This window comes from Spongiibacter nanhainus (assembly GCF_016132545.1).
GTDB classification, from domain to species: Bacteria; Pseudomonadota; Gammaproteobacteria; order Pseudomonadales; family Spongiibacteraceae; genus Spongiibacter; species Spongiibacter nanhainus.
Genome location: NZ_CP066167.1, coordinates 2,610,802 through 2,635,870 on the forward strand (window position 1 = coordinate 2,610,802; position 25,069 = coordinate 2,635,870).

The 25,069-nt window shown below is 54.2% G+C and carries 20 protein-coding genes; 8 read left to right on the forward strand and 12 right to left on the reverse strand.

The window, feature by feature from the left end:
* Positions 1-10 precede the first annotated feature (10 nt).
* Complete coding sequence (locus I6N98_RS11965) at positions 11-2,992, forward strand: beta strand repeat-containing protein (protein ID WP_198568584.1); 2,982 nt, start codon at positions 11-13, stop codon at positions 2,990-2,992.
* Between the two features lie 42 nt (positions 2,993-3,034).
* On the opposite strand, the gene I6N98_RS11970 is transcribed toward I6N98_RS11965, so the two are convergent.
* From I6N98_RS11970 to I6N98_RS11985, 4 genes are all read right to left on the reverse strand, one after another.
* Positions 3,035-4,276, reverse strand: a complete 1,242-nt coding sequence (locus tag I6N98_RS11970) for a DUF445 domain-containing protein (RefSeq protein WP_198568585.1) — start codon at positions 4,274-4,276, stop codon at positions 3,035-3,037.
* A 3-nt stretch (positions 4,277-4,279) separates the two neighbouring features.
* Complete coding sequence (locus I6N98_RS11975) at positions 4,280-5,029, reverse strand: DUF8198 family protein (RefSeq protein WP_420496967.1); 750 nt, start codon at positions 5,027-5,029, stop codon at positions 4,280-4,282.
* 10 nt (positions 5,030-5,039) lie between these two features.
* Positions 5,040-5,384 (reverse strand): hypothetical protein, encoded by a 345-nt coding sequence (locus tag I6N98_RS11980; protein ID WP_198568587.1) that lies wholly within the window; start codon positions 5,382-5,384, stop codon positions 5,040-5,042.
* Between the two features lie 70 nt (positions 5,385-5,454).
* On the reverse strand, positions 5,455-6,852 hold the full coding sequence (locus tag I6N98_RS11985; RefSeq protein ID WP_198568588.1) for a WS/DGAT/MGAT family O-acyltransferase: 1,398 nt from the start codon (positions 6,850-6,852) through the stop codon (positions 5,455-5,457).
* Positions 6,853-7,254: 402 nt separating this feature from the next.
* Between I6N98_RS11985 and I6N98_RS11990 the strand changes: the two genes are divergently transcribed.
* The 3 genes from I6N98_RS11990 to I6N98_RS12000 all read left to right on the forward strand — a co-directional run bounded on the left by I6N98_RS11990 (position 7,255) and on the right by I6N98_RS12000 (position 9,387).
* Complete coding sequence (locus I6N98_RS11990; RefSeq protein WP_198568589.1) at positions 7,255-8,103, forward strand: alpha/beta hydrolase; 849 nt, start codon at positions 7,255-7,257, stop codon at positions 8,101-8,103.
* A 59-nt stretch (positions 8,104-8,162) separates the two neighbouring features.
* Complete coding sequence (locus tag I6N98_RS11995; protein WP_198568590.1) at positions 8,163-8,948, forward strand: crotonase/enoyl-CoA hydratase family protein; 786 nt, start codon at positions 8,163-8,165, stop codon at positions 8,946-8,948.
* A 73-nt stretch (positions 8,949-9,021) separates the two neighbouring features.
* Complete coding sequence (locus I6N98_RS12000; RefSeq protein ID WP_198568591.1) at positions 9,022-9,387, forward strand: ankyrin repeat domain-containing protein; 366 nt, start codon at positions 9,022-9,024, stop codon at positions 9,385-9,387.
* 186 nt (positions 9,388-9,573) lie between these two features.
* Here the strand turns inward: I6N98_RS12000 and I6N98_RS12005 are convergent, their stop codons facing one another.
* The 4 genes from I6N98_RS12005 to I6N98_RS12020 all read right to left on the reverse strand — a co-directional run bounded on the left by I6N98_RS12005 (position 9,574) and on the right by I6N98_RS12020 (position 17,046).
* Positions 9,574-11,043 (reverse strand): coniferyl aldehyde dehydrogenase, encoded by a 1,470-nt coding sequence (locus I6N98_RS12005; protein ID WP_198568592.1) that lies wholly within the window; start codon positions 11,041-11,043, stop codon positions 9,574-9,576.
* Between the two features lie 34 nt (positions 11,044-11,077).
* The gene (locus I6N98_RS12010) at positions 11,078-12,748 is read right to left on the reverse strand and encodes an AMP-binding protein (RefSeq protein ID WP_198568593.1); all 1,671 of its coding nucleotides are present in this window, start codon (positions 12,746-12,748) and stop codon (positions 11,078-11,080) included.
* Between the two features lie 121 nt (positions 12,749-12,869).
* Complete coding sequence (locus tag I6N98_RS12015; RefSeq protein WP_198568594.1) at positions 12,870-15,365, reverse strand: TonB-dependent receptor; 2,496 nt, start codon at positions 15,363-15,365, stop codon at positions 12,870-12,872.
* A 70-nt stretch (positions 15,366-15,435) separates the two neighbouring features.
* The gene (locus tag I6N98_RS12020; RefSeq protein WP_198568595.1) at positions 15,436-17,046 is read right to left on the reverse strand and encodes a GMC family oxidoreductase; all 1,611 of its coding nucleotides are present in this window, start codon (positions 17,044-17,046) and stop codon (positions 15,436-15,438) included.
* 180 nt (positions 17,047-17,226) lie between these two features.
* Here I6N98_RS12020 and I6N98_RS12025 point away from each other — a divergent pair, with 180 nt between their 5' ends.
* Positions 17,227-18,255: an AraC family transcriptional regulator gene (locus I6N98_RS12025; protein ID WP_198568596.1), complete on the forward strand. Its 1,029-nt coding sequence runs from the start codon at positions 17,227-17,229 to the stop codon at positions 18,253-18,255.
* A 131-nt stretch (positions 18,256-18,386) separates the two neighbouring features.
* The gene (locus I6N98_RS12030; protein WP_198568597.1) at positions 18,387-19,427 is read left to right on the forward strand and encodes an MDR family NADP-dependent oxidoreductase; all 1,041 of its coding nucleotides are present in this window, start codon (positions 18,387-18,389) and stop codon (positions 19,425-19,427) included.
* Between the two features lie 121 nt (positions 19,428-19,548).
* Here the strand turns inward: I6N98_RS12030 and I6N98_RS12035 are convergent, their stop codons facing one another.
* The 4 genes from I6N98_RS12035 to I6N98_RS12050 are packed head-to-tail and all read right to left on the reverse strand — an operon-like array spanning position 19,549 to position 22,806.
* Positions 19,549-20,397, reverse strand: a complete 849-nt coding sequence (locus I6N98_RS12035; protein ID WP_198568598.1) for an alpha/beta fold hydrolase — start codon at positions 20,395-20,397, stop codon at positions 19,549-19,551.
* Positions 20,398-20,410: 13 nt separating this feature from the next.
* Positions 20,411-21,241, reverse strand: coding sequence for an SDR family NAD(P)-dependent oxidoreductase (locus I6N98_RS12040; protein WP_420496968.1), 831 nt, complete (start codon positions 21,239-21,241; stop codon positions 20,411-20,413).
* Position 21,242: 1 nt separating this feature from the next.
* Positions 21,243-22,262, reverse strand: a complete 1,020-nt coding sequence (locus I6N98_RS12045) for an NAD-dependent epimerase/dehydratase family protein (protein ID WP_198568600.1) — start codon at positions 22,260-22,262, stop codon at positions 21,243-21,245.
* 40 nt (positions 22,263-22,302) lie between these two features.
* Positions 22,303-22,806, reverse strand: coding sequence for a 2,4'-dihydroxyacetophenone dioxygenase family protein (locus tag I6N98_RS12050; protein WP_198568601.1), 504 nt, complete (start codon positions 22,804-22,806; stop codon positions 22,303-22,305).
* A gap of 161 nt (positions 22,807-22,967) precedes the next feature.
* Here I6N98_RS12050 and I6N98_RS12055 point away from each other — a divergent pair, with 161 nt between their 5' ends.
* Together I6N98_RS12055 and I6N98_RS12060 are read left to right on the forward strand one after the other, a co-directional pair.
* Positions 22,968-23,975 carry an AraC family transcriptional regulator gene (locus tag I6N98_RS12055; RefSeq protein ID WP_198568602.1) on the forward strand — a complete coding sequence of 336 codons (1,008 nt, stop codon included), beginning with the start codon at positions 22,968-22,970 and terminating at the stop codon, positions 23,973-23,975.
* Between the two features lie 110 nt (positions 23,976-24,085).
* Positions 24,086-24,994 carry a hypothetical protein gene (locus I6N98_RS12060; protein ID WP_198568603.1) on the forward strand — a complete coding sequence of 303 codons (909 nt, stop codon included), beginning with the start codon at positions 24,086-24,088 and terminating at the stop codon, positions 24,992-24,994.
* The last annotated feature ends 75 nt before the right edge of the window (positions 24,995-25,069 follow it).

Below are 25,069 nucleotides of genomic sequence, written 5' to 3' on the forward strand. Positions count from 1 at the left end.
AGTTGCATGCATGACCAAGCCAGCCATCGTCGCCGGGCCTACCACCGATAGCCTTTTAGCCGATTACGCTGAAAACCTGCCTTTCCCGAATCTCGACAAGGTCGAATTGTCCACCATGCTGGTCGCAGACCTGGGTAATGGCGAAGCAGCCTACCTTGAACTCCGCGAAGAAGAGAAAGAGCGCATCATTCAGGAGCCCTATCAAGGCGGCGGAGTATCGCTGGGCGCCAGTAATTTCACCGATAGCGTAGTTTCACTACTGACCTACGGCATTGTCGGTGGCGCTATTTACTATGCCACCGACGACGATGATGACGAGTCAGATAGCGGATTCAGAGCGGTTAACGACAGTGTCGACTTACTTGAAGGTGGCGACCCGGTTGTGGTCAACGTACTGGAAAATGACCGCGCCGGACCCAATGGCGGAGAGCTGCAAATTATCGCTGCCGATACCAGCACCGGCAATGGCATTGCAATTACCGATTTGGGTAACGGCGAATTCAGTCTCGATATCGGCGACGACTATCAACAACTGCTGCCCGGCGACAAAATCAAAGATGCTTTTACCTATACCATTGAAAACGAGGCTGGCGAGCAGAGCACCGGCACCGTCAATGTCACCATCAACGGCGACATCGACAGCGCCCCGGAAGTAACGGCGCCTTCATCCGCCAGCACAGAAGAAAGCACCAGCGTCACCCTGGCCGGCATTCAAGTCAGTGACATCGACATTGGCAACCGCAATCTAGAAGTCGTCCTAAGTGCCGGTAACGGTACCCTGGAAGCTAGCGACCAAGGCGTGAACATCCGCGGCAACGGCAGCGATGAACTGACCCTAAGGGGTGAAATAGACGATATCAACAGTGTCCTACAGTCAATCGCTTATACCCCAGATGAGAGCTTCAGCGGCGAAGATACCATTGCAATTAAGGTCTCTGACGATACCTCGACCGTGCCCGCCTCTATCGCCATTACTGTCACCCCAAGTTCCAACCCGTCGATAAACGCCGAGGACGACACCGCCACGGTTGAAGAAGGCGGTGATCCGCTTACGGTGAATGTGCTAGATAACGACAGTTTTGAGGGCGACGTAACGGTGACAGTGGCGGCAACCACCGCTAACGGCATCGCCGTCACCAACAATAACGACGGCACCCTCACATTGGATATTGGCGACGGTTTCGCCCAACTACTGCCAAGCGACACAGCGACAGATACCCTCACCTACACCATCGAAGATGAGCTTGGCCAACAAAGTAGTGCCACTATCGACATTACTGTTGAGGGCACCACCAATGATGAACCCATCAATACCACGCCGAGCTCACTGACCACCAGTACCAACACCTCTTTGGCCATTACCGGCCTCTCGGTGAGCGATGTCGACACCGATATCCTCGACCTAGAGCTCGATGTCGACGATGGTAGCCTCAGCGTGGTTGAAGGTGACGCCGAAGTATCCGGTAACAACTCCGACAGCTTAACGCTATCGGGGTCTCAGTCTGCGATCCATGCCGCACTGCAAACCCTGTCCTATACGCCCGATGATGACTTTGAGGGCGACGATGTCCTGGCAGTGCAAACCTCTGACGGTGAGTCTACCATCGATTCCTCCATCGACATCGACGTTCAAGCCAATGCGGCGACGCTCACGGCCGAGGATGACAGCGTAGATTTGGAAGAAGCTGGCGATCCCATTACAGTCGATCTCCTTGCCAACGACACCTTTGGCGGTGAGCGCAGTAATATTTCCCTGACCATTTCCGACACCACGCCCAATGGCGTCACCCTTATCAATAACGGTGACGGTACTGTCAGTTTTGACCCGGGCGCCAACTTCGCCACCTTGCTGCCGGGTGAGTCGGTGCAGGAAACCCTGAGCTACCAGCTTACTGATCAGAACAACGCCACAAGCTCGGCCTCGGTTTCGATTACCGTCACTGGTGCAGTCAATGATGCTCCCGAGCATGTACTCCCCAACACACCTACCGGGGATACCAACAGCGACGTTGACCTGAGCGCATTGCAAGTTACCGATATTGATGCCGGCGACGAAATTCTCACCACCACTGTAGCCGTTGATCAAGGCACGCTGTCGGTAAACGATAGCGGTACCGGTGTCAGCGGCAATATGACAGCTACGTTGACGCTGAGTGGCGAGCTACAACAAATCAATGCTCTATTGCAGAGCCTGGCCTTCACCCCCGAAGCGGACTTTAGCGGCGACGCTCAACTCAGCGTCAGCACGGATGATGGCGACAACACCACATCAGACCAACTCACCATTACCGTTAACTCGATCAATGCTGTCCCTCAGGCTGAAAACGATACTGTGTCTAATGCTCAAGACAGCGTGACCACAAGCTATTCTGCTGCCGATCTTCTTGCCAATGACAGTGATGACGACGAGCAAGACACCCTACAAGTCGTCGATGTCAGCGGAGTGAGCACCTTGGGCGCAGCCGTAGTACTCGATCCAGTCAGCGGCGATATCCTTTACGACCCCACCACGTCCGACACGCTTGCCTCTGCCGATGATGATTTGGTCGACCTGTTTGAATACATCATCAGCGATGGGAATGGTGGATTTGCATCGGCATCGGTCCAACTTACCGCTACTGATAGCGACACACCCAACCAGAAAGTAAACGAGTACTTTGTTGCGGCGCCTGTTAGCAATAGCGCCGACACAGAAACGAACGGCTTGTACAGTTTTTTGGAGTTTGATGGCAACAGTGACAACGGCAGTGGTCAGAGCTGGATTAATTTGGACGCACTATTCGACAGCCTTGGTTTCAGCAATGCGGATCGCGCCGGTGGCGAAGGCTTCCAGGTGATTGGCAGCAGTCTTTTTGTGGATTTGGATAACGACAACAGCACCGGTGACAACGGCGGCTTCGAATACGAAATCGCCACCATCGCCGACGCGGCGACAGTATCGGGAACCTTCGACAATGCCGATGTCATTGCTGGCACTGATTTCGTGGTTTGAGATGTGAGAAGTGACCTTGCGGAGAGAGGCGTGACGACTGACTCAGCTTAAGAAAAGCCATTGCAGATAACCCGCGACCAGTCCAAGCGCTGCGCCAACGGCAACCAGCTTCCATTGGTCTTCTGCGATTACCGGATGCAGCAAGCCGAAAAACTCATCAGGTGGCATTTTCCCCAATCGTTCGCCCAGTGTATTGGCAATATCCAGCGATTCGTCAATACACTGATAATAGCGGGGATCAGGGTTTCGCAGCTCCTCCATGACAATACCGGCCACAACTTCTTTGGACTTGGCGTATTCTTCAGGACCAATGCTGGCGACCACTAAAGGCCTGACCAGGTTGGGAAATTTAGCGTAGGCCTCGCTAATTGAACGGTAAACCAGCTCCTGGATTTTATCGACGCTGCCCGGCTCCCGCAGAAGGTCCTTGGATAATAACTCAGCATTCAGTAGCTCCTTGGCAAACACTTGGCCGAGATAAACCGAAATTTCCTTCTGGCGTTTAACAAACAGCCCCTGCAAAGTCATGCCTAAAACCCGCTTGGGCTTTAACGGCTTTTGGACCATATAAATGGCCAATTCATTAGTCAGGTAGCCCACCAACAATCCAAAAGCGGGTAATAGCCACCACACAGGATAGAAGTGCCAGGCGAACATCACCGGAATACCCAGTGGGAAGCCAAAGTAAAAGCCGCTGCGAGCCAGGAAGGTAAATTCGCGCCCGGCTGCTCCCAGAAAAATATCGATCAAGAGCCGTTTTTTGGTTTGTAGACGCTCTATCACCGATTCATTGATGTTGCCCAACACCTCAAAATCCCGACGGAAGTCCTCACTGATGCTATCCATAATCTCTGGCAACTGGGCGCGAACCTTGGCATAGATATCCTGTTTTAATTTCTCAGGCGCCGATAACCACATAAAGCGCGACAGTGAGAATCGGCCCCAAAGCTGGGCCGACTCAACAACTTCATCTACAGTTTTCTGGACCAAAGTATCCATTCGATGGTGCATCGTCTCTGCCAATTCTCTGGCATCTACCCGATCAACAAGCTCCTGTTGACTGATGACCTTGCCCAAACTCTGTTCGACCAAAATACGAGACATCTTGGTGGCACTGGCGGGCACGACCCCCTGCCAACCCAGCACTCCCAAGCCACTAAACTCCACTGGGTACATCATCATCTTCACCGCCAACCAGTTGGTGCCGAACCCCACCACAGCACTCACTATCGGTATGCTCAGATAAATTGCGTAGTCAGCGATCCATGAAAAAATCTCAGACATGTACTAGGCCTCGTTAAGCGGTGTAAACACTGGAAGCTGCCCACCTGCAATCCGATCGACGATGGCGCGCTCATGCTTTAAAAAAAGGGAGAGCACATCATCCAGATCCGGACAATGTTTTAATACCTTCAAACCCGATGTTATCAGGCGATGAAAATCACCAAAGCCATACAGCTGGGCTGGGACTTTTGCGAGCTTAAGGCCTATTTGCATTTTGCGACTGGATAATAAGCCGGTCATCTCGGCGAAGAAAAACTGTAGCAAGATGATTTGACGAGCCATTTTTGGCCACACATCTTCGCGCCTGCAGGCCTTGGAGAATATGTCTTCAGTGAGGTATGCCGCCTCTGAATCGAGATTCAAGGAAACCGCAAGGGACTCGTTTATCTCAGCCGCCAAGGCGGAGTATTCCAGTGCAGCTTGCAGCAAGGCAGTATCTTCAAACAGACGATCGACCGCGTTGACCGCACTATCGATATTGCCAACATCAGCTAAATCGATACCGCAGAAAATATTCCGCAGGTAATACTCAAGCAGGGCACGTTGCGGCGGCACCTCGACAAGCTGGCTATAGCACTGCGCTAGCTTTTCGACCCGCCAGCTATGCAGCATAGATACCCGGTGCGCGATTCGTTTATCCCGGTGGTAACGCAAAGCATTAATCCGGCTTAGACTGGCGGCAACCGGCTCAGGCCTGGCATCTGCGCTCGCATCATGGGGCTCCGCTGCAGAAGGGGCCGCCCTCGTCACCATCACTGGCGCCTTAGCGGATCGGTAAGGCGCCAGTGATGACGTCCAGCCCTGGTACACCGTCCAGGCCTGGCAGTTCACCCAATATGGGCAGGCCCTCGAGCAGAGGCAAGTTCTCTAGACCTAACAAGGTATCGGGGTTAGCAAGAAAGCTAAAGCCGAGAAGACTGGATAAACCCAGCTGTTGATCGACCTCAGACAATACTGGTAATTTGCCAATCACACCTACCGGCAAATCACTGATCACCGGCAATTGATTTACGATGGGCAAGTGAATCTGCGCCGAGACAGTACCGCTCATGGCGGCGCCTAAGGTCACAGCCAAAGTGAGCATCCGAGTATTATTTTTTAGTGTCATTGTGTCGCTCCAATTGTGTAGTACGAAAAAGTACGGTGTGGTTAAAAAAGCACTGCCAGTCGTCGAAAAATTAGACGCGGTGATCAAGCGCCGTTGCAGACTCCGCACTGCTGGCAGCGCCGAGATAAATAGACTGATAACGGTCAACGGCACTGCCCAGTGCCACGGCCATTTGCTGCATATGGGGAAGGCTGTCCCGGCAAGCGGTTAAACCAAAATTCAGGTAACCGTCGTAACTGAAGCAGGTAAAGTTAATCGCAGAGCCATGCAGGGGAATGCTAACCGGATAGAGGTTGACCAGACGGGCGCCATACAGATACTGGGTCTCTTTAGGCCCAGGTACATTGGAGACTATGACGTTAAATGCAGGCTTTACCCTGCCTGCCAGTACGGACAACACCGAGAGCGCCTGGGGCGCCAGCACCAAATTACCAAATAGCCCCTGGCTGCCTTCGGGTAAATTCCGTAGCTGTTCTTTGGCCATTGACGTAGATTCACTAATCTTTTCCAAGCGGATTCTGTCATCGGCGATATTGGTGCCTAAGGTGGCGAGAATAAGAGCAATGTCATTCTTAATCGCTTTCGCTCCCGGCTTGTGCAGAGATACCGGAATATTCACCGTCAGGCTTTTCTCCGGCAGTGCATCGTGGTCCAGGAGATACTCTCTCAATACTGTTCCACACATCGCCAATACCAGGTCATTCAAAGAACAATTGGCGGCACTGGCAATACGCTTTAAGCGCTCCATGGATTCTGAGTGGGTGGCAAAACGGCGCTGGCCATCAATGCGGTCATTAAGAATAGTCATCGGTGCGCTGCGCATCGATACTGCATCGCCTCGTCCCAGCCAGGATCGTGTCACTTCTCGGGCAAAGCGCATTGAGCCGCGGACGCCAGGCAGCTTGGGAACTGCTTTTACCTGCCTAGGTTTGCCCGATCGGTTTATGCTACCTGCAGCCCAAAATGGCAATTGCATATCGTCGCTGGGATCGACCGACAGCCCCGCCATCAGCAGCTTTGTTGCCGATATGCCGTCAGCCAGAGCGTGATGAATTTTGACATAGACCGCAAAACGTCGCGGCTCCAGGCCCTCAATGACATGGACTTCCCACAGCGGCTTTCGGAAGTCCAAGCGCTGGCTATGAACCCGGGAGATCAACTGACCCAGTTCACGCTCACCACCCGGATAAGGTAGAGCGTGATGGCGGATGTGATACTCCATATCCACATCAAAGGTTTCTTTGAGAACCGGACGAAACTGGAAACGGCTGGGACGCTGCAGCCGATAGTTCCAAGGGTTATTAAATACGCGACACCCCCGGAACCGACTAACCAGCTCTCCGACAAAAAGCCGGTCTTTATCCTCGGGCAGTTCAAACATCATCAAGCCGCCAACATGCATTGGCGTTGACGCCGATTCAAGTTGAAGAAAACTGGTATCTAATATCGATAAACGCCGCTCACCCATGCTTGAGTTCCTTTACTGTTATTGATCGTGTCCACAGTGCGCTCTCTGATGAACGACGCACCGAATGCATGGAACGGAACAGCCCAATGTCCCTATACTGTGTATGCTCCTAGAGCATTACCGTGACTGCGACTTGGGATGTGAGGCAGTATAGGGAGCGTGATGTCGATTAACTTCTCACAATGTGCAAAGGTGTTACCCCATCGCGCAAGCTATCAATCCAGAACACCGGCGCTCCGAAGAACACCACCACCCCTCCTCACTCAACCTTCCCACGGGGTACGAATTCTAGGATGATGGGTATCAAATAATCGGAGAATTCAAAGTATGCGGCAGACCTTACGGCGCAAAGCATTTAGTAAACTAATACGCTATGGTGTGCGCCCATTCCTTGGCGGGCGAATGCCTTATGGCGTCCAACGAGCCACGGCACTGGCAGCCACTAACCTCTGTATAGCCCCTGCTGGAATGCAGTACAGAGCCATTGAGCTGGGTGGTGTTGCTGGTGAGGCCGTCAGTGTTGGCAACACTGATGACGGCACCCTGCTTTGGTTTCATGGCGGTGGATACTGTGTGGGTTCAAGCCAAACCGATCGGGCACCCGCAGGGCAGTTCTCAAAAGCCAGCGCTACCCGAGTTATTTTGCCCGACTACCGCCTTGCACCTGAACATCCACACCCAGCGGCACTGGAGGATGCATTATCGGTATATCGTGCATTAATTGATCAACAGCAGGACCCGAGTAAGCTTGTTATCGGTGGCGATTCTGCTGGCGGCGGTCTGGCATTGGCGCTGGCCATCACACTTCGGGAGCAAGGGCTACCGCTGCCAGCCGGTATGGCCTTGTTCTCCCCTTGGGTAGATCTTCGCAATGTGCTGGATAGCCATCGCAGCCGCGCAGCCGCTGACCCGTGGTTAACCAGCAAGATGCTCAACAACTGGGCAGCCGCTTACTGCGGGAATCAACCTGTCGACCTTCCCACCTGCTCTCCCCTGCTCGCCGATCTTCACGACTTGCCTGCTACACTGATCCAGGTTGGCGAGTGCGAGATACTGCTGGATGATTCCGTCGAGCTGGATAAAAAATTACGGGCCAGCGGTGTCAATAGCGAACTGCAAATCTTTGACGATATGTGGCATGTATTCTTTTTACAGGCAGGGCTTTTGTCCCAAGCCGATAATGCCGTAGCAGCGATGGGCGCATTCATCCGTCAACAGATCGATGGCGAGAGAGAGGCCATTAACAACTGAGCTGATCGGCTTCGTATTAGCTAAGTAATAAGCGCAACTCAGCGCTATTGAGGTACGCGATGAAAGATTACTACCCTAACCTTACCATCGGTGTAGACGGGCCAATACTGACCGTTTGCATAGCCCGACCCGAGGTAAGAAACGCGGTAGACGGAGCCACCGCCGCTGCCCTCGCCGAGGTATTTAGGGATTTTGACGCAGATAACAACTTATCCGTTGCGATTCTTAGTGGTGGCGACGAGGTGTTCTGCGCAGGCGCAGATTTAAAAGCATTTTCTGGCGACCCGGCTGGGGCCAATCCCCTTAATACCAGTGGCGACGCCCCCATGGGACCCAGCCGCCTGCAACTCGGCAAACCGGTGATTGCGGCCATTGCCGGCCACTGCGTCGCCGGCGGTTTAGAGCTGGCCTGCTGGTGCGATATGCGGGTGGCCGATACCACCGCCGTGTTTGGCGTTTTTTGCCGGCGCTTTGGCGTTCCCCTGATTGATGGTGGCACCGTGCGCCTGCCGAGACTCATCGGCATGAGTCGCGCCATGGATATGATTCTTACCGGTCGCGCCGTCGCCGCCGAGGAAGCCCAGCACATCGGTTTGGTCAATCGCCTTGTTGAAGCCGGTCAGGCACTGTATGCGGCCAAAGAGCTGGCAGAACAACTCGCCAAACTACCCCAGACTTGTATGCGTAATGACCGGCTCAGTGCCTATCAACAGTGGGGATTAAACGAGACCAGCGCAATCCAGAATGAATTTAAGCTGGGGCTAGAAACCCTGGCATCCGGTGAGACCCTCGACGGTGCCAAGCGCTTTAGCCAGGGCAGTGGCCGCCATGGGCAAGCGGAGTAAGGGGAAGGCCGCTCAGCAGTTAGTAAAGACAGTTTTACTCGTATTCTAGGGGACAGGGTTGGAAAATCTCACAGTGGACCAACAATTAATGCAAGCTATTAACAATAATAATTTAAGCCTTGTGAAGGCATGTTTGGAAAACGGGGCAGACCCTGACTATCGCTCTGAGGACGACGATGAAGAGTACCCAACGTCTGATCTTCAACCTGATACACCACTAAAAATGGTGGTGTTTCGCATCTCTGATTCTTTTTTAACGGAAGAGGATTTGACAAGCTTCTGCGCAATTACCGAACTGCTGCTAGACTACGGCGCCGATCCGGGACCTGCTTTGAAAATGGCAGAAAAGCGATATGGAAAGTATGATCCCAATCTACCTGACAATCCATTTATGGACATCTATCACGTGATTGTGAAAGCCTATTCTCAGCGTGGCTAAATAGTAAACCAAGCCCACGGCTGCCTCTCTTTTAACGACTCTACCCTTGATTCGAACGAGAGCACGCGCAAAAGTCCGCAATCATCACCCCCAATAAAAAACATGCGTAAATCATAAAAAAACCCCGTCGATTCGGCTTTACACCGACTCGTTCGGGGTTTCGTCAATAGCGATTTTATTCGTTTATTAACCCTTCAGCTTGGTCATCATATTCAAGATTTTATCGGGCAGCCCACCGTAAGGCGGGCGAAGCAAAGACATCGGGGTCACACTGGCCTGTTGGAAAATCGGCCGCATTTTTGAAAAGGTTTGGAAACCTTCATAGCCGTGGTAGTGCCCCATACCACTGGGACCCACACCGCCGAAAGGCAAATCGTGTTGCGCCACATGTAACAAGGCATCGTTAACCGTCACCCCACCCGACATGATGTGGTCGATATACAGCTGGGTTTTCTTGCTGTCGTTGGAGAAGGGATAGAACGCCAGAGGGCGATCCTGGCCGTGGACGTAATTGATCACTTCCTCGGGCTTGTCATAGGTCATCACCATCAAAAACGGACCGAAGGTTTCCCGGTTGCGAATGGTCATCTCCTCGCTGGTGTCCAGCACCAAGTGCAGCGGCATCTTGCGGGCAGCAACGTTTGGCTCCTGGCCCTCATTGAGGTTAATTACCCGTGCTCCCTTACTGCGCGCATCCTCTAGGGTGTCTTGCAAGCGCTTGAATGAGCGGTCATCGATAATCGAGGAATAGTCATCGGCATTAATATCAGGTACGTGCTTTTTGACCCAGGCCTTTGCCTGGGTGACGAAGTCGTCTAATTGACTCTGGTGTACAAAAAGGTAATCGACGTTGATACAAATTTGCCCGGAGTTAAATTGCTTGACGAAAAGAATACGATCCACCGCCTTTTCCAGCGGGAAGCTGGGGTCGATCACGGCGGGTGATTTGCCGCCCAGCTCAAGCACCACAGGGGTCAGGTTTTTGGCCGCAGAGGCCATGACCTTTTTGCCGGTTTCCCCCGAGCCAGTAAACAGCAGCAGATCAAAGGGGATTTTGGAAAACTCGATACCAACGGTGCCGGTTTCTTCAAAGTACACCAGCTTGTCTTCGGAAAAGTAATCTTTGCTAATCTTGATCAGCAAACGGCTCAGGTGGCGAGAATTCTCCGACATCTTCACCATGGCCCGGTTGCCGGCGGCAAAGGCACTGATCAGTGGACCAAAGCTGAGGTGATTGGGGAAGTTCCAAGGCACAATCACGCCCACGCAGCCCAGGGGCTGGGGTATGACCCGGTTTTTAGCGCCGGGATAGGTGGTCCAATCGGTGTGGCGACGCTGGGGCTTGGCCCACTTTTTCACATGCTTGATGGCGTGATTGATGGAATCCGTTACTGAGATGATTTCTGCGAACAAGGTCTCCTGTCGAGCCCGATTGCCGTAGTCCTGATTGATAGCGGCGATAATGTCTTCGCGGTGGTCATTTACCATCGCCTTCAGCTGGCGCAGGTGTTCCCGGCGCTCGTCGATGCTGGGTGTTGGTGCCTTCAGGTAAGCTTGCTTCTGTAACTGAAAGGCGGCGTTTAACATGGCAGCATCACTGCTCTCGGCAGGCATTTCTGTATTGTGTGCTGTCAAGTTTGGCTCTACGGCGTTCATCTCTCGCTCCCCACTATTAATCTATTGAATGACGTTATTCCCAAATCACGGCTTTTCCCTGCTGATACCACTTGTCCAGATGATCGCTATAATGCGCCTCGATGACGTTCCTTTTCAACTTTAAGGTGGGAGTCAACATGCCGTTGACGACTGACCAGGGCTCAGCGACCAGCACGGCAAAGGCCAAACGTTCGTGGGGATCGAGACCGGCGTTGACGTTTTCAATCTGCTGAGCGATTTCCGCTTCTAGCTGATTTTTATCGAATTTATCCCCCAGCTCCTCAATTGCCGCGCCATTGGGCACCATCATCACGCAGGGTTGAGTCTGGTTGGCGCCACTCACACACAGCGACTCAATAAGGGGGTGCCCCAGCTGGTTTTCGATCGGCGCCGGGGCCACGTATTTGCCCTTGCTGGTCTTGAAAAGCTCTTTAAGACGACCGCTAATGCGCAGCCGCCCATGGTCATCAAACTCACCCAAATCCCCGGTCCGGAACCAGCCATCATCCGTGAAGGACTCGCGAGTCACGTCGTCGTTAAGGTAGTAGCCGGCCATTTTTCCCGGGCTGCGTATCTGTATTTCACCTTCTTCGGATATACGCGACTCAACTCCCGGCAATGGGCGCCCCACATAGCCAACGCGGACTTCGCCGGGCCGGGTAATGTGGGAATAGGCAAAATCTTCGGTCATCCCATACCCTTCCAACAGCTCCAGGCCCAGATCCCGGTACCATTGAATGACCGAGCCGGCCAAGGGAGCTGATCCACTGAGGGCGATCCGGGTGTCCTGTAGTCCCAACTGTTGCAACACCTGCAGGCGAGTGGGCTCAGCAGTATCCGGGTCAGCTAGCAGCGACTGTAGCTTTTCCTCCGATAGCTTGTTTTGAACCGCCTGTTGAAATTTTATCCACAACCGGGGTACGGAATGGAAAATCGTTGGGCTCGCGCGGCGCAGATCGGCGGGGAATGTCGCCAAGCCCTCACTGAAGAACACTTGGCAGCCGACTCGAAGGCTGCTGTTGTGCACGAAGGCACTCTCGAAAGCATGAGCGAAGGGCAGGTAGGATATCAAGCGATCGGCCTGTGTGGCGTTGGATATTTCCACCAAGGCATCTTTGGCGGCATCCATCGCCGCAAAGGGGACGACGACGCCTTTGGGTTTACCGGTACTGCCTGAGGTATAGATTAGACGCGCCGTGTCCTCCGGCCTCGGTTGTGCCACATCCTCGAGAGGCTGAGCGGCTGCAACCACGTCCACCAACGATTGATACTCCTGGGACAGGTTTTCAAATGGCGCGCCTGGAAAGCGAATCACCGGTACGCTTTTTGGTACGCCGTGCTGCATATCGCCCCAGTCTTCTACGGCGCCGAGAAACAGGCACTGAGTGTCGCTGTGATCAAGTATGTAGCGGAGCGTATCGGCATTGAGGGACGGGTAGATCTGTACACTGATGTGACCCGCCATCCAGACCGCCAAATCGGTAATCAAAGATTCGGCGCAATTTCGGGAGATGATGGCGATGCGACTGCCTGGCGGATAAGCCTGTTGTGTCAAAAAGCCCGCCAGCCGGCGTGCCTGGTTACAGGTCTGCCGCCAGGTATATTCGGTTACTTTACCGTCCCGGGGCTGCACCAAAAACCGGTCGTCCGGCCGTTGTGAGGCCCAATCCAGCAGTGCTTTTACTGGTGTCCAGTTATTCGACATCACAGCTTGTCTCCACATAAACAAGAAAAAAATGGGGCGATGCCGCCCCTAAGCAGGAGGGAAGAAGCCTGGCAAGCCTCTTCCCTCGGAGGGTTTGCGCTAAACCCGGGGGTTCGTTGCATCAAAAGTTGTAGGACGCTTCGATGCCGTACATCATCGGATCTCCGGTCATGTAGTAATCCAAACCGAAGCTCGCTTGTAAGTTGATGCTGTAGGTTTTGTATTCTTCATCGGTAATGTTTTTGCCCCACAGCGCGATTTGGTAGCGTCCGTCGTTGGAATACCAACCCAATCGAGCGTTGTAGATTGTGTAGGCCTCTTCACGGCCCTGGTCGTAACCAACAGCATCGTTGTAGGCGCTGAACCACTGCTCATCCTGGTAGTTGGCGTTAACGTTGAGGGACAAGTACCCCGTCTCACCGACATACAAATCGTAGTCTGCCGACACACTGACATTGAGCGGTGGCGCTGATATCAGCTCGTTACCACTAAGTTCTACGGTGTCGTCGAGGTCGGCCAGGGTACTGGTATCGCGCAACTCCAGCTCGGTGTACTCGGTCTCCAGCAAGCCCACACCCAGCTGCAGGGTCAGGCGTTCGCTGGCACGCCACCAGATCTCTGCCTCGACACCGAGAATCTCGGAGGCACCGGCGTTCTCCAGGAAGTTTGAAATACCCACCACGTTGATAAATTGCTGATCGGTGTACTCGTAATAGAAGGCCGCGGCATTAATCCGCAGACTGTTATCCAGCAAGTCCGCTTTAAAACCCACCTCATAGGCATCGATATATTCAGGATTGGCATAGGCGGTATCCAGTGGTCTCGACTCGTAGTAAATACCACTGTTGAAGGCACCGGCCCGGTAACCCATGCTGTAGCTGGCATACACCATCCACTCGTTACTCAAGCGGTAATCCACACCCAGCTTACCGGTCCACTCGCGCTCGGTAGATTCCAGCTTGGGACCACTGTCCAGAGTATAGGGCCCTTCGGTGAAACCGGGCAGGCCGTACTGGGTCAAGTTATTTAGATACGGCAGGGGGTTGGCGAGGAAGCTGAGAATATCGTCGGGGTTACCACTGAGTACCGGCGGCAAGAAAACCGGCACAAAGGCCTGGTCGTAGCCAGTGGTGTTACCCGGCACAAAGGTGCCTCGGGGCGCTCCATCCAAGCCAACTCGAGATACATTGATATAGGTCTGACGGTTGGTGTCCTGAGTATAGCGGAGCCCTAAGTCAACACCGAGATTCGCGGTCACGTCCCAGCGCATTTGGGTATACGCCGCCAGACTTTCCTTCTCGGTGTTCTGCCGCTGATCGACTGCGCCAAAATCCAGCACAAACGGCGCCTGGCCAGCCAGATCAGGCTTAGCGATAGCGGCCCGGGGGTCGAGCAAATCGCCAAACAGTTCGTAGATATTGTGCATCTCCAGCTCTTCCAGTCCGTAGTACAAACCACCGATTATTTGGAAGTTGCCATCAAAGTTGGATGCAAAGCGAATATCCTGAGAGAAAGACTCACTGGCCGTATACCAATCAATTTCCAACAAACGCGTAGGCGAACCGTCATCGTTGGTGAATTTATCTAACTGGGTATCGTAATAAGAGGTCACCGAGGTAATGGAGTAGTAATCCGACTCGTAATTTAGCGTAGCGATAAACAAATCCATGTCGAAATCATTGCGATTTCGCTTACCGGTGTTGTCTTCTACGTCGTGAAAACCGAGGCCACGGGTGCTGCGATCGTAGCCGGTGTAGTCGATAAAGCCATTAGTTTCGTAGGGGTGGGTCAGCACCAGGCCTTCAATGCCACGAACATCGGTACGGCCCTCGGCGATCGGCACCTTCATATTACCGCGATTAGTGGCGTGGGTGTATTTAAATACCGCATTCAGATCATCGGTGATCTGCCAGTTAAGTGCCAAGCGGGCGGCACTGAAATCCAGCAAACCGCGATCGTCACCTACCCCTTTGTTTTCCTGCACGCCGTCGTTCTCTTTGATTTTAAAGGCCAAACGCGCCGCTAATTTATCCTCAATCAAAGTGTTGCCGACCGCGCCCTCGAGGTTGCGCATACCGAAGTTACCGATACCTGCTTTGATTTTGCCTTGCAGTGGATCGTTAATCATCGGCGTTTTGGTGATGACATTGATTGCGCCGCCGGTGGTGTTCTTACCATAGAGAGTACCCTGAGGGCCGCGCAGCACCTCAAGCCGCTCCACGTCAAAAAAGCTGGTGCCATGAGTAAATACCGCGCCCAGATAAGCCTCATCAACATACACACCAATGGGGCTGGCTTGGTTAGAGCTGTAGTCGGACATACTCACCCCGCGGATGGCGAAAATCGGCTGCACTTCGCCATAGGGGCCGCTCACCTGCATGTTGGGTACTTGGGCAGATATATCATTGGCGCTCTCAAACCCCAGCTTATCCAGCGCATCGTCGGCCAAGCCGGTAATGGCCACCGGTGTATCCTGCACACTTTCAGCGCGCCGCTGGGCCGTGACGACAACTTCTTCTAGCGCTGCAGCTACCACATCGTGCGAATACACACAGGCAATCGATAGCGCCAGCGCTGCTTTTTTCAGGTTTTTTCCAGGGTTTAAGATTGTCATCATTTTTGCTCCGGGTACCTATTTTTATACACGTATGGGCGTTATCGCCCTTGTTATAAGCTCAATAAACTGTTTATTCGGTGTTAAGGATCATATCTGCCGCCTTCTCGGCGATCATAATGGTCGGGGCATTGGTATTACCGCCCACCACCTTGGGCATGATTGACGCGTCAACCACCCGCAGCCCCTCTATGCCGTGTACTCGCAACTGGCTATCTACCACCGCCATGGGATCAGTCTCGGGCGCCATTTTGCAGGTCCCAACCGGGTGGTACTGGGTATCGGCGCGGTTGCGAATATCCGCTTCGATGGATTTGTCGTCGCTCCAGTCGACGGGATAAATCAATTCCGGTTGGTATTTGGCAAAGGGCTCCGACTCGAGAATACTGGCTTGAATTTTTGCGCCCTTCACCAACAGGTCGATGTCCTCCTGCTCGCTCAAAAAGCGCGGATCAATGCGCGGCGCATCCATGGGGTTTGCCGAGTTCAGCCTTACTTCGCCAGAGCTTTTAGGCCGCAGCACTTCGATATGGCAACTGTAGCCATGCCCGGCATGGAGCTTGCGCCCGTGGTCATCCACTACCGCTACAACGAAGACCATTTGCAGGTCGGGGACTTCTATATCCGGCGAAGAGCGAACAAAGGCACCGGATTCCGCGAAGGTAGAGGTAAAGATACCCTGTCGCGTTGCCGCCCACTGAGCGCCTGCCGCTGCGACCCTTGCAATACCCCGAGCAGAGAAGCCGAAGGTCGCCGTGTTATAGGGAGTCCGATAGGGGACGATATAGTCGATGTGGTCCTGTAGGTTCTTACCTACACCGGGTAGCGCATGGACAACACTAATGCCGTGCTGCTGCAGTTCATTGGCCGGCCCCACTCCGGATAGCATTAGCATCTGCGGTGAACCGAAGGCGCCACCACTGATGATGACCTCCCGCCGCGCGCGAATGGTCTTGGGTAGCCCTCCAAACAAGTAGCTCACACCAACAGCGCGCTTGCCTTCAAATATCAGCTTATTGAAAGGCGCGTCGGTGAGAACCTTAACATTGGGGCGTGCCATGGCGGGCTTGAGGTATGCCGCATTCGCGCCCCAGCGCTCGCCATCTTTTTGCGTAATCTGATAGTAAAAACAGCCATACTGCTCGGCGCCGTTATAATCCGGATTCAAGGGTAGGCCTTGTTGTTGCGCCGCCTCAATAAAGTCGTCGTTTATTGGGCTGGCACTGCGGGGATTGGCGACATTGAGAGGGCCCTCTCCACCGTGAAATTGCTCATCATCGGCAAACACTTCGTTTGACTCAGAGCGCTTAAAGTAAGGTAGTACATCCTCATAACCCCAGCCGCTATTGCCTTGCGCTGCCCAGCCATCGTAATCGCTGCGATGGCCACGGACGTAGAGCATGGCGTTGATGGCACTGGAGCCACCCAGGCATTTGCCTCGCGGCTGATAACCGCGCCGGCCATTAAGTCCAGGCTGAGGCACCGTTTCATAGGCCCAATTGTTGATACGAGAGCGCATCATTGCGATAACGCCCGCTGGTGCTCTGACTACCCAGTCGTTGCCCTTGCCTCCGGCTTCAATAGCGCAGACCGAGTACTGACCGCTCTCGCTCAGGCGGTTAGCCAGCACACAGCCAGCCGATCCGGCACCTACCACGATGTAATCAAAGGTCTGTTCAGACACAGAATTCGACTCCTGAATTATTATTGATCGACACGGTCCGGGTCGGGATACCGTATCTAAGTGCGCTGACGCACATTTCTGGAGAGGATATTAGGGAATACAGCGGCCATTGATTTTCCGCCACACGCAGACCTGTTATCATTTTGCGCAAACAATGATAAATCACGCACTGGGGCTTGAATGACCAATCCGTTGCTTCCCGGCACCTTGACCACCACAGGGGCCTGGACTCGCGTCATCAGCGAGTGTCTTAAGGATGCTGGCGTCGATCCGCGCCCGTTATTTGAGCAAGCCGGTATCGACCACGACGAGGCGACTCAGCCCGACAGTCGTATCCCCGACAGCAAACTTCGCCACCTCTACCCTCTCGCTATCCAGGCCACCGGCGATGACGCCTTCGCAATGCGCCTTGGCGCTTACGTAAAAGCTCACAGCTTTCACGCGCTAGGGCTGTCGATAATGGTAAGCAGTACCGTTGAGGATGCACTGCAACGCTTTAAACGCCATAGCGCCATTATTTCTGATTCCGGTCATATCGAGATGATTTATGCTGCAGACCGCTGCCGCTTCGAAGTCTCTGTCGAAAAAGACGCCCACGGTGAACGGCTGCTGCCTCCGATTGCCATAGACACCTTTATGTTTGGCGTGGTGACCTTAATGCGGGAAATCACTGAGGACGACTCATTGAGCCCCATTTTGGTCAAGTGCTGTTCCTCTTCCCCCTCTGATACATCGGCGTTTCCCGAGGCATTTGGGTGCCCCATTGAGTTTGATCAGAACAAGGAGGTCTTGGTCTACCATGTGGATGACTTGGCGACACCCGTTCGCTATGCCAATGAGAGCTTGGCCAAGCTTCACGATGATATTACTGAGGGCTTTATCAAAAACATGTCGCCGGAGTTCGAGGATGAGCTCTACCGACAAATTCTCAAGGAGCTCCCCAATGGTGAGCTCAGCGCCGAGAAGCTCGCTTCCCGCCTTAATATGAGTTTGCGAAAGCTGCAGGGTAAACCTCAGCAGCAAAATACCAGTTATCAGCAATTACTGGACAAGGCTCGCAAAGAACTGGCCAGCAAATATCTGAGCAATACCCGCTACAGCATTACCGAAGTAACCTTTCTGCTGGGTTTTGCCAGCAGCGCCAGTTTCTGCCGGGCGTTCAAGCGCTGGTTTGATATGTCGCCATCAGAGTATCGGCAACAACTCTAACTACTGGCGTTTAGGATACTGCCTTCCAGACTGTCCTAAATTAACAATTTCCTGTCACTCCACAACAATGGCATACGCCGACCGGCTCGCTATGCTATGAAGCTCTAATAACACTATTCTGGAAATCAGCAATGCCGACTCCCCAACAGGCACAAGTGTGGGTTATCGATCATTACCTGGAAGACGGTCTTGATGGCTCAGAGCTCCGTTTAGAGCGTCGCCCTCTGCCCGAACTCAGCGAAGGCGATGTGCTGATAAAGACTCGCCTACTGTCCCTCGATGCCTCTAATTTACTGTGGCTGAGCCCCAAAAAAGACTATCTGGAACAACTGCAAATAGGCGATCCGATGCGGGGCCAGATTATTGGCCGCATCGAAGCGTCCCGGCACCCCGACTGGGCCGAGGGTGATCATGTCTTCAGCCTGCAGACCTGGGCTGATTACGTGGTATGCAGTGGCGATGCCCTGAACAACGACGCCATCAGTTTTAAGCTTTCGCCCCATCCGGAAATACCGCTGGATGCCTACGTGGGCACCCTGGGAGTGACGGGCTGGTCGGCCTATGTCGGGCTGCATCATATCGGCAAGATTGGATCCGGAAAGCGGGTGCTCATCAGCGGTGCTGCCGGTGCCACCGGCATCATGGCTGCTCAAATCGCCAAAGCCGCTGGCGCCAAAGTCTACGGATTGGCCGGCGGTGAGAAGAAATGCCAGCTGCTGATGGATAAACTGAAACTCGACGGCGCCATTGACTACAAGGCGACCACTGACCTTAAAGGCGAGATTGAGCGTGTCATCCCCGACGGGGTAGAGATTTTCTTCGACAATGTCGGTGGTGAGATTCTGGACGCCGTTCTGCCCACCATGTCCATCGGCGGTTGTATCGTTGCCTCGGGTAGCGTCTCCCAATACGGCAAGGGCGAGCAATACGGTATTAAAAACCTTCCCCTGGTGACCACCCGGCGCCTGCGGATGGAGGGCTTCTTGATCCTAGATTATCTGGACCAGGTACCAACAATATTGCAAGAAATGGAAACGTGGTTTTTGGAGGGCAAGCTCATCAATCAGAACCAGCTGATCCACGGGCTGGAAAAAGCCCAGTCGGCATTATCTATATTAGCGACCGGTGGCAATACGGGTAAGTTGGCCGTCTATATCGACGGGGATAGCTAAACTAGTGCTACTCACCAACAACGACGTCAACCTACATACCTCACAGCAGGGCTCCACCTAGCCGATGCTCTCCGTGTCTGTCGCTCGCTGCCTCAAAAGAGGTCGCCACTAATAATAAATGTTAGAACGCGGAAGGCTCACATAAAAATTGGACTAACAATTGATTGAGCTCCTGGGCTTTCTCCAGCGGTATCCAATGGCCGCCATCTAACACCTGATACGTCCAATCCGAGTTGACCCAGCGTTCAGAGTTGCGCATTTGCGATTCCACCAGGTACTTGTCGCCCCGGCTGTAAATACCCAGAGTTGGGCTACTGACTGCCGGCTGGGTGTCGACCAAGACTGTTTTTAAGCTGGCGCGATAGATCCTCAAGGCGGCCCTCAGTCGCCCTGGTGCAGACAACCGGGCCATAACCTCATCGGGATGGGGATGAGTGCCAAACACCCGACGCAAACTTAAGCGTCCCTTTCCTGCAAGTAAGCGTTCTGCAAAACCACCGAGACAGAAAAAAGCGATATACCAGCCGGCCAACTTTTGATCGAGCCCGGCCCGGGCATAGGCGCCCGGGTGCCCCACCGACATGACTACCAGATGGTTTACCCGCTGTGGATAATGCCCGGCCACAAGCCAGGCTAGGATGGCGCCCCAGTCATGCCCCACCACATCGACCCCTTCTAGCCCCAAGTGATCCAGCAAAGCGACCTTATCTTGCACAATCATACAGGCGTTGTAGTCACGCAATTTAGGGGCAATCTGTGAATGGCCAGAGCCTACGGTATCGGGAGCAATGCAGCGATAACCCTGTTCGTGTAAACACGCTATCTGCTGAGTCCACATATCGGCGGTATCAGGAAAGCCATGGAGAAACATAACCACCGGTCGGTCATGATCATCGGGACAGGAATCCAGGTAGGACAGGGTGAGTCCGCGGTGAGTGAAGCTGTTTCGGGTCAACGATAGTTCAATCATAACTCAACCATAACTACGTTTCGGTGGTAGTAATCTTGCCTGCCAGCGTGCGGCGCAGCTTGCGAATGTGATGCGCCATCACAGCGTGAAATGTCTCAGGAAGCAGGCGCGATAGCAGCACCATCCCTTTGGCACGCCGTCCGGGAATAATCATCCACGTCCCCTTATCTAGCCCGGCCACAATTTTATCGCAGGCATAATCCGCACTGAGGCATCCACCCAGTGCTTTAATCCCCAAGGCAACGGGGTCGCCCTGCTCTCTCTCCTTGAATACCAGCGGGGTTTCTACCTCGGGCGGACACACGCAGGTGATGCCGATACCAGAATCGCTGTACTCGTAGCGCAGTGTTTTGGCCAATCCGATAACGCCAAACTTTGAGGCGCCGTAGGCCGAATAGGCGTAATTGCTGGTAAATCCGGCAACAGAGGCGATCAAGGCCAACCTCGACCCCGGCAGCAAATGCGGCAAGACGGCATGAACAAAATAGAAACTGCCGTTTAGGTTGATATCCACAACGAGCGCAAACTCTTCCCCCTTCATCGCACTGATAGTTTTGTTCAGTACAATTCCGGCACAATTCAACGCGAGCCCCGGCGGACCGAACAGGGCAATAGCTTCGGCAACGGCAGACTGGACGTTGGCCTCATCACGGATATCCATTTCCACGCTGTGCCATTTAGCTTGCCCCTGCAACGCGGCCTCATTTAAGCTGGCGCGCGCGGTCGGCGGGACAACTAAATCCAGCACGCTGACATTTTCACCCCGCCGCAATAGGCGACAGGCAATACCCAAACCCAACCCACTGCCGGCTCCGGTAATAAGATTGTGCTTTAGCTGGGACATCCTAAATCTCCCCCGTTTCCCTCAGCCACGCCTCTGACCGCGCCATCCCTTCAGATAGTTTAATCATCGGTTCAAAACCGAGAGATTGACGGGCCTTGGCGATACTGTATCCACCAGTGCGGTTAAACATACGCATCGTATCCGGCGTGACCTCGCCTGCGCGCCCCAGGCGCTGATTCATGCGCCAAATAGCTGTTGTCAGGGTTTTGGCTAACGCAAAAGGCAGGCTGGGTGGAGCACCGCTGCGACCGGCCCAGCGCCAATGGTGCTGAAAAAACTCCCGACATGTGACGGCCTCGTCACCCCACAGGATAAATATCTGCCCGCGGCCCTCAGGCAGCCCTGCAGCTAATTGGATACCATCCAGCAGGTCATCGATATACACCGGCGTAAAGCGGCCTCGGCCGCGGTTGGGCAATATCAGCTGTCCAGCTATCGCCATTCTCAGCGGTTCCAGTAACCACGCGCGGGATCCCGGCCCGTAGACGTCACCAGGGCGGATGATGGTGCAATCAATCTCGCCGGCGGCATGGGCCGCCAGAACCACCTGTTCGCTGGCGCCCTTGGCCGCCCCGTAACGATAGTGCTCGCCAATAACAACCGGGTGTGTCTCATCTGCGCCATCGGGGTAGTCATCCCCCATTGCCGCCACCGACGAGAGTTGCACAAAGCGCTTGGCTCCCCCGGCGATAGCCACGTCTAGGGCATGGCGAACCCCGACGACGGAGATGCGCCGATAGACCTGCCAATCAGCCGCCAACGACACTACCGCCGCGGTGTTGATAAACAAGTCACAGCCCCGGGCGTGAGCACGCCAGGTATCAGGCTCAGTGAGGTCCCCCGCCACGACCTTGGCCTCGGGGTCGGCATGCAGATCCATACCGCGAACGTCGCAGCCCGCTTGCTGATAACGCCGCAACAGCGCACGACCGAGAAAGCCATTGGCACCGGTGATAAAAACCGATTGGGGGACAGAGGGGCTCTGACCTGCCGCCCCTACCGGTATACAGGTAGCACTCATAATACAATCCAACGATGTTGTTATTTGAAGGTTGGACGATTTAGTCAGTGGTGTAGCGATGGGCCGATGGCGTGATGTACTTAGCCGGTTCCATGCCTCGCTCTTTGACCAGGGTGTCAAACAATTGCATAAACCAGGTGGTGTCCATGATGCCCACAAAGTTGTTGTCTTCGTCGAAATTGATATTGGCGCCGGTGACCACCATGACCGTATCTGTGTCCTCGGTGTTGTCCGCAGGCGTCATAAAGGTGTGAATTGACCCGCCCGGCTCGTAGAGGTAGCTACCCGCCGTCTGGGGTTGATCCGGGTATTCGACGTAATTCCACTTTCCCGACAAGGTGAAAAGATGCACCGTGCCGGTGTGGTAATGCTTGGGCAAAACAACGCCCGGCTTAAAGATGGCGCGAATCACCCAGACATTTTCATGGGGATCGAGAAACAGCGGCTGGGCGTCCACCCCGGGCAGCGCATCCTCAAAGATGGGCAGCTCATTGGTATTGAGGGTTAGCAGGCTTTTATGGTCAAAAATAGGTGTTGGAATCATCGTGCTCTCCGCTATCGGCTATGATTATGTTTTTGCAGCGGTACTTAGATTACGTGTCCTCCCAGGCCGATACTTGATATATTACGAATAATAATTTGATAAATTGCGAATGCCGGCTTGTTTAAGCTGACCGGCTTTTGCCTCCCGCCTTAAAGGTGCTTATGGATTATTTTGTTCGCAGCGGCGGGCTCACCGGCTTTTCGGAACTTGTCCGCGAACTGGGCTACAGCCCCGGTGCACTGCTACGGCAAATGGGCCTGGGGACCGCTGTGCTCCAAAACCCCGACCTCTACATACCCTATTCAACATTGGCGGAACTGTTGTTGCTGGCGGCCCGCGAATGCCATTGCCCGGATTTTGGCGTGCGACTGGGCGGCAGACAGGGGCTGCATGTGGTGGGTGCCCTGGGCTCGCTCATGTGCCTGCAAAGCACCCTGCCCGGTGCCCTCACCATGATGCAGCGCAACCTGGATTTTCACGCACGCGGCGTGCAGGTGGATGTGGATACCCAGGGGGACACTCTAGAGACACGTCTGTCTTTCGCCTTTGAAAACCAGCTCGACTGCAGCCAATTGACGGCATTGAGCCTCGCTCTGCTGTTCCGCAGTATTTCGCAGCTCCATCAAAGCCCCCTGCGGCTCACCGATGTTCACCTGCGCATTCCACGGCCCGCATCACCGGAGCACTATCAGGATATTTTCGAAGCGCCCATCTTCTTTGACGCCGCAGAAAATAGCCTGCGCTACCCAATAGCGCTCTTGAACACCCCGGTGGACCCCTCGCCGGCTTTGCGCCAGGCATTGAGTAATCAGTGGCGTGGGACAGTGCCCTCCTCCCGCAGTGATAGCCTGCCCCAGCATATAGAACAGGTAGTGACGGCGTTATTACCCACGGGGGAGTGCAACCTAAATATGGTGGCCAAGGTCACTGAGATGAATCCCCGCAGCTTGCAGCTGCGCCTGCAGGCGATGGGAAGCGGCTTCACGCAAATCCAACAGCGAGTGCGATTGCGCTTGGCCTGCCACTATCTCAAAAATAGCGACATCGACCTTACCCCACTGGCATTAAACCTGGGCTTTGCTGAGCTGTCGGTGTTCAGCCGGGCGTTTAAAAAGTGGACGGGGAAATCACCACGCCAATGGCGAAATCAAGCGCGCCAGGCATCGTGAATGAGGTTGTGAGAAAGCCTGTAGCTATCATCGCGATCAAACAGTATTCTTGCCAGCAATCAGAGCAACAGCACGTGTTGCTGGCCAACGCGCAGGCAAAGGAGATCGCAATGCCTCACCTTTCTAAGATCATCGCTATCAAACCGGTCACTCTACTACTGAGTTTGGGTGCAATCGCACTGGCCCTGTCTGGCTGCGCTAGTGCGCCAGAAGGGCGCCCGGGGCCCAACGGCCTGTGGCTGGAGAAACCCGCCTTGCTCAGTGCCGCCAATCCCGCGTTGATCGCGCAATACAACGTGAGCTTTGTGTTGGCCGAACAGGCCAGTCTCCCCAACCGCGACAATAGCCCCACCTCTCCGCCTCTGCGCGTGACCGTGCAGGGAATAAGCAGTGACGATATGACTGCCATTGCCGAAGCGGCTTATGCCGACTTTGTACAGCAGTTAAAAGATCGGGGCTTTGCCATGTCCACCCGCAGTTTGGATGAACAGCTATCACCCTTTGCCATTCGCCAGTTGTCTAAAAACACCCTTCAAGGGCCCGGCAAAAACGTCGCCCTGTTTCGCCAACACAGTGACAACCGCATCGATACCCTCACCGTCGGTCCCGAAGCACTGCCGGTAGTACGCCCCGACCAACACCTCGCAATCGGCATTGCGGCGGGTGAGAACGGCACCCGCCCCATCACGGTGGACTACACGCTACGATTGGCCCGGCTCAATCCCCCAGGCCCGGGGCAAAGCCAAATAGGGGACACCGGCATTGCCTTTGTTCCTGGTGTGGAGTTAATAGAAGGGTCGCACCTAGCGCTCTATCACAACCCCAAGAAAGTCGCCAAGGTCACCCTCCGTGGCCCGATTAGCTACGACCGGGGCGGCCGGTCGTCAGAGCTCCGAGCCGGAGAGTCGAGTGATGAGGCAAAGATTTACCACTACCAGGTAGATGCTGCACAGTTTAAATCCGCTGCATTGGCCATCCTCAAACAAGCCAATAGCAGAATGATTTCAGCGCTGCGCTGAGCGAAGGAAAGACAAAGCTTGCCCCCAAGGCGAGAGATCTGGGGGCTAGTGCTGAAGGGAGACAGCTCTGAGGCC

Excerpts from the sequence above, each read along its gene's own strand:
- I6N98_RS12060 (WP_198568603.1), top strand. The coding sequence starts at position 24,086 with ATGCCTCACCTTTCTAAGATCATCGCTATCAAACCGGTCACTCTACTA.
- I6N98_RS12010 (WP_198568593.1), bottom strand. The coding sequence starts at position 12,748 with ATGTCGAATAACTGGACACCAGTAAAAGCACTGCTGGATTGGGCCTCA.
- I6N98_RS11970 (WP_198568585.1), bottom strand. The coding sequence starts at position 4,276 with ATGTCTGAGATTTTTTCATGGATCGCTGACTACGCAATTTATCTGAGC.
- I6N98_RS12040 (WP_420496968.1), bottom strand. The coding sequence starts at position 21,241 with ATGTCCCAGCTAAAGCACAATCTTATTACCGGAGCCGGCAGTGGGTTG.
- I6N98_RS11990 (WP_198568589.1), top strand. The coding sequence starts at position 7,255 with ATGCCTTATGGCGTCCAACGAGCCACGGCACTGGCAGCCACTAACCTC.
- I6N98_RS11965 (WP_198568584.1), top strand. The coding sequence starts at position 11 with ATGACCAAGCCAGCCATCGTCGCCGGGCCTACCACCGATAGCCTTTTA.
- I6N98_RS12055 (WP_198568602.1), top strand. The coding sequence starts at position 22,968 with ATGGATTATTTTGTTCGCAGCGGCGGGCTCACCGGCTTTTCGGAACTT.
- I6N98_RS12050 (WP_198568601.1), bottom strand. The coding sequence starts at position 22,806 with ATGATTCCAACACCTATTTTTGACCATAAAAGCCTGCTAACCCTCAAT.
- I6N98_RS12005 (WP_198568592.1), bottom strand. The coding sequence starts at position 11,043 with ATGAACGCCGTAGAGCCAAACTTGACAGCACACAATACAGAAATGCCT.
- I6N98_RS11980 (WP_198568587.1), bottom strand. The coding sequence starts at position 5,384 with ATGACACTAAAAAATAATACTCGGATGCTCACTTTGGCTGTGACCTTA.
- I6N98_RS12030 (WP_198568597.1), top strand. The coding sequence starts at position 18,387 with ATGCCGACTCCCCAACAGGCACAAGTGTGGGTTATCGATCATTACCTG.
- I6N98_RS12035 (WP_198568598.1), bottom strand. The coding sequence starts at position 20,397 with ATGATTGAACTATCGTTGACCCGAAACAGCTTCACTCACCGCGGACTC.
- I6N98_RS11995 (WP_198568590.1), top strand. The coding sequence starts at position 8,163 with ATGAAAGATTACTACCCTAACCTTACCATCGGTGTAGACGGGCCAATA.
- I6N98_RS12015 (WP_198568594.1), bottom strand. The coding sequence starts at position 15,365 with ATGATGACAATCTTAAACCCTGGAAAAAACCTGAAAAAAGCAGCGCTG.
- I6N98_RS11985 (WP_198568588.1), bottom strand. The coding sequence starts at position 6,852 with ATGGGTGAGCGGCGTTTATCGATATTAGATACCAGTTTTCTTCAACTT.
- I6N98_RS12025 (WP_198568596.1), top strand. The coding sequence starts at position 17,227 with ATGACCAATCCGTTGCTTCCCGGCACCTTGACCACCACAGGGGCCTGG.
- I6N98_RS12045 (WP_198568600.1), bottom strand. The coding sequence starts at position 22,262 with ATGAGTGCTACCTGTATACCGGTAGGGGCGGCAGGTCAGAGCCCCTCT.
- I6N98_RS11975 (WP_420496967.1), bottom strand. The coding sequence starts at position 5,029 with ATGGTGACGAGGGCGGCCCCTTCTGCAGCGGAGCCCCATGATGCGAGC.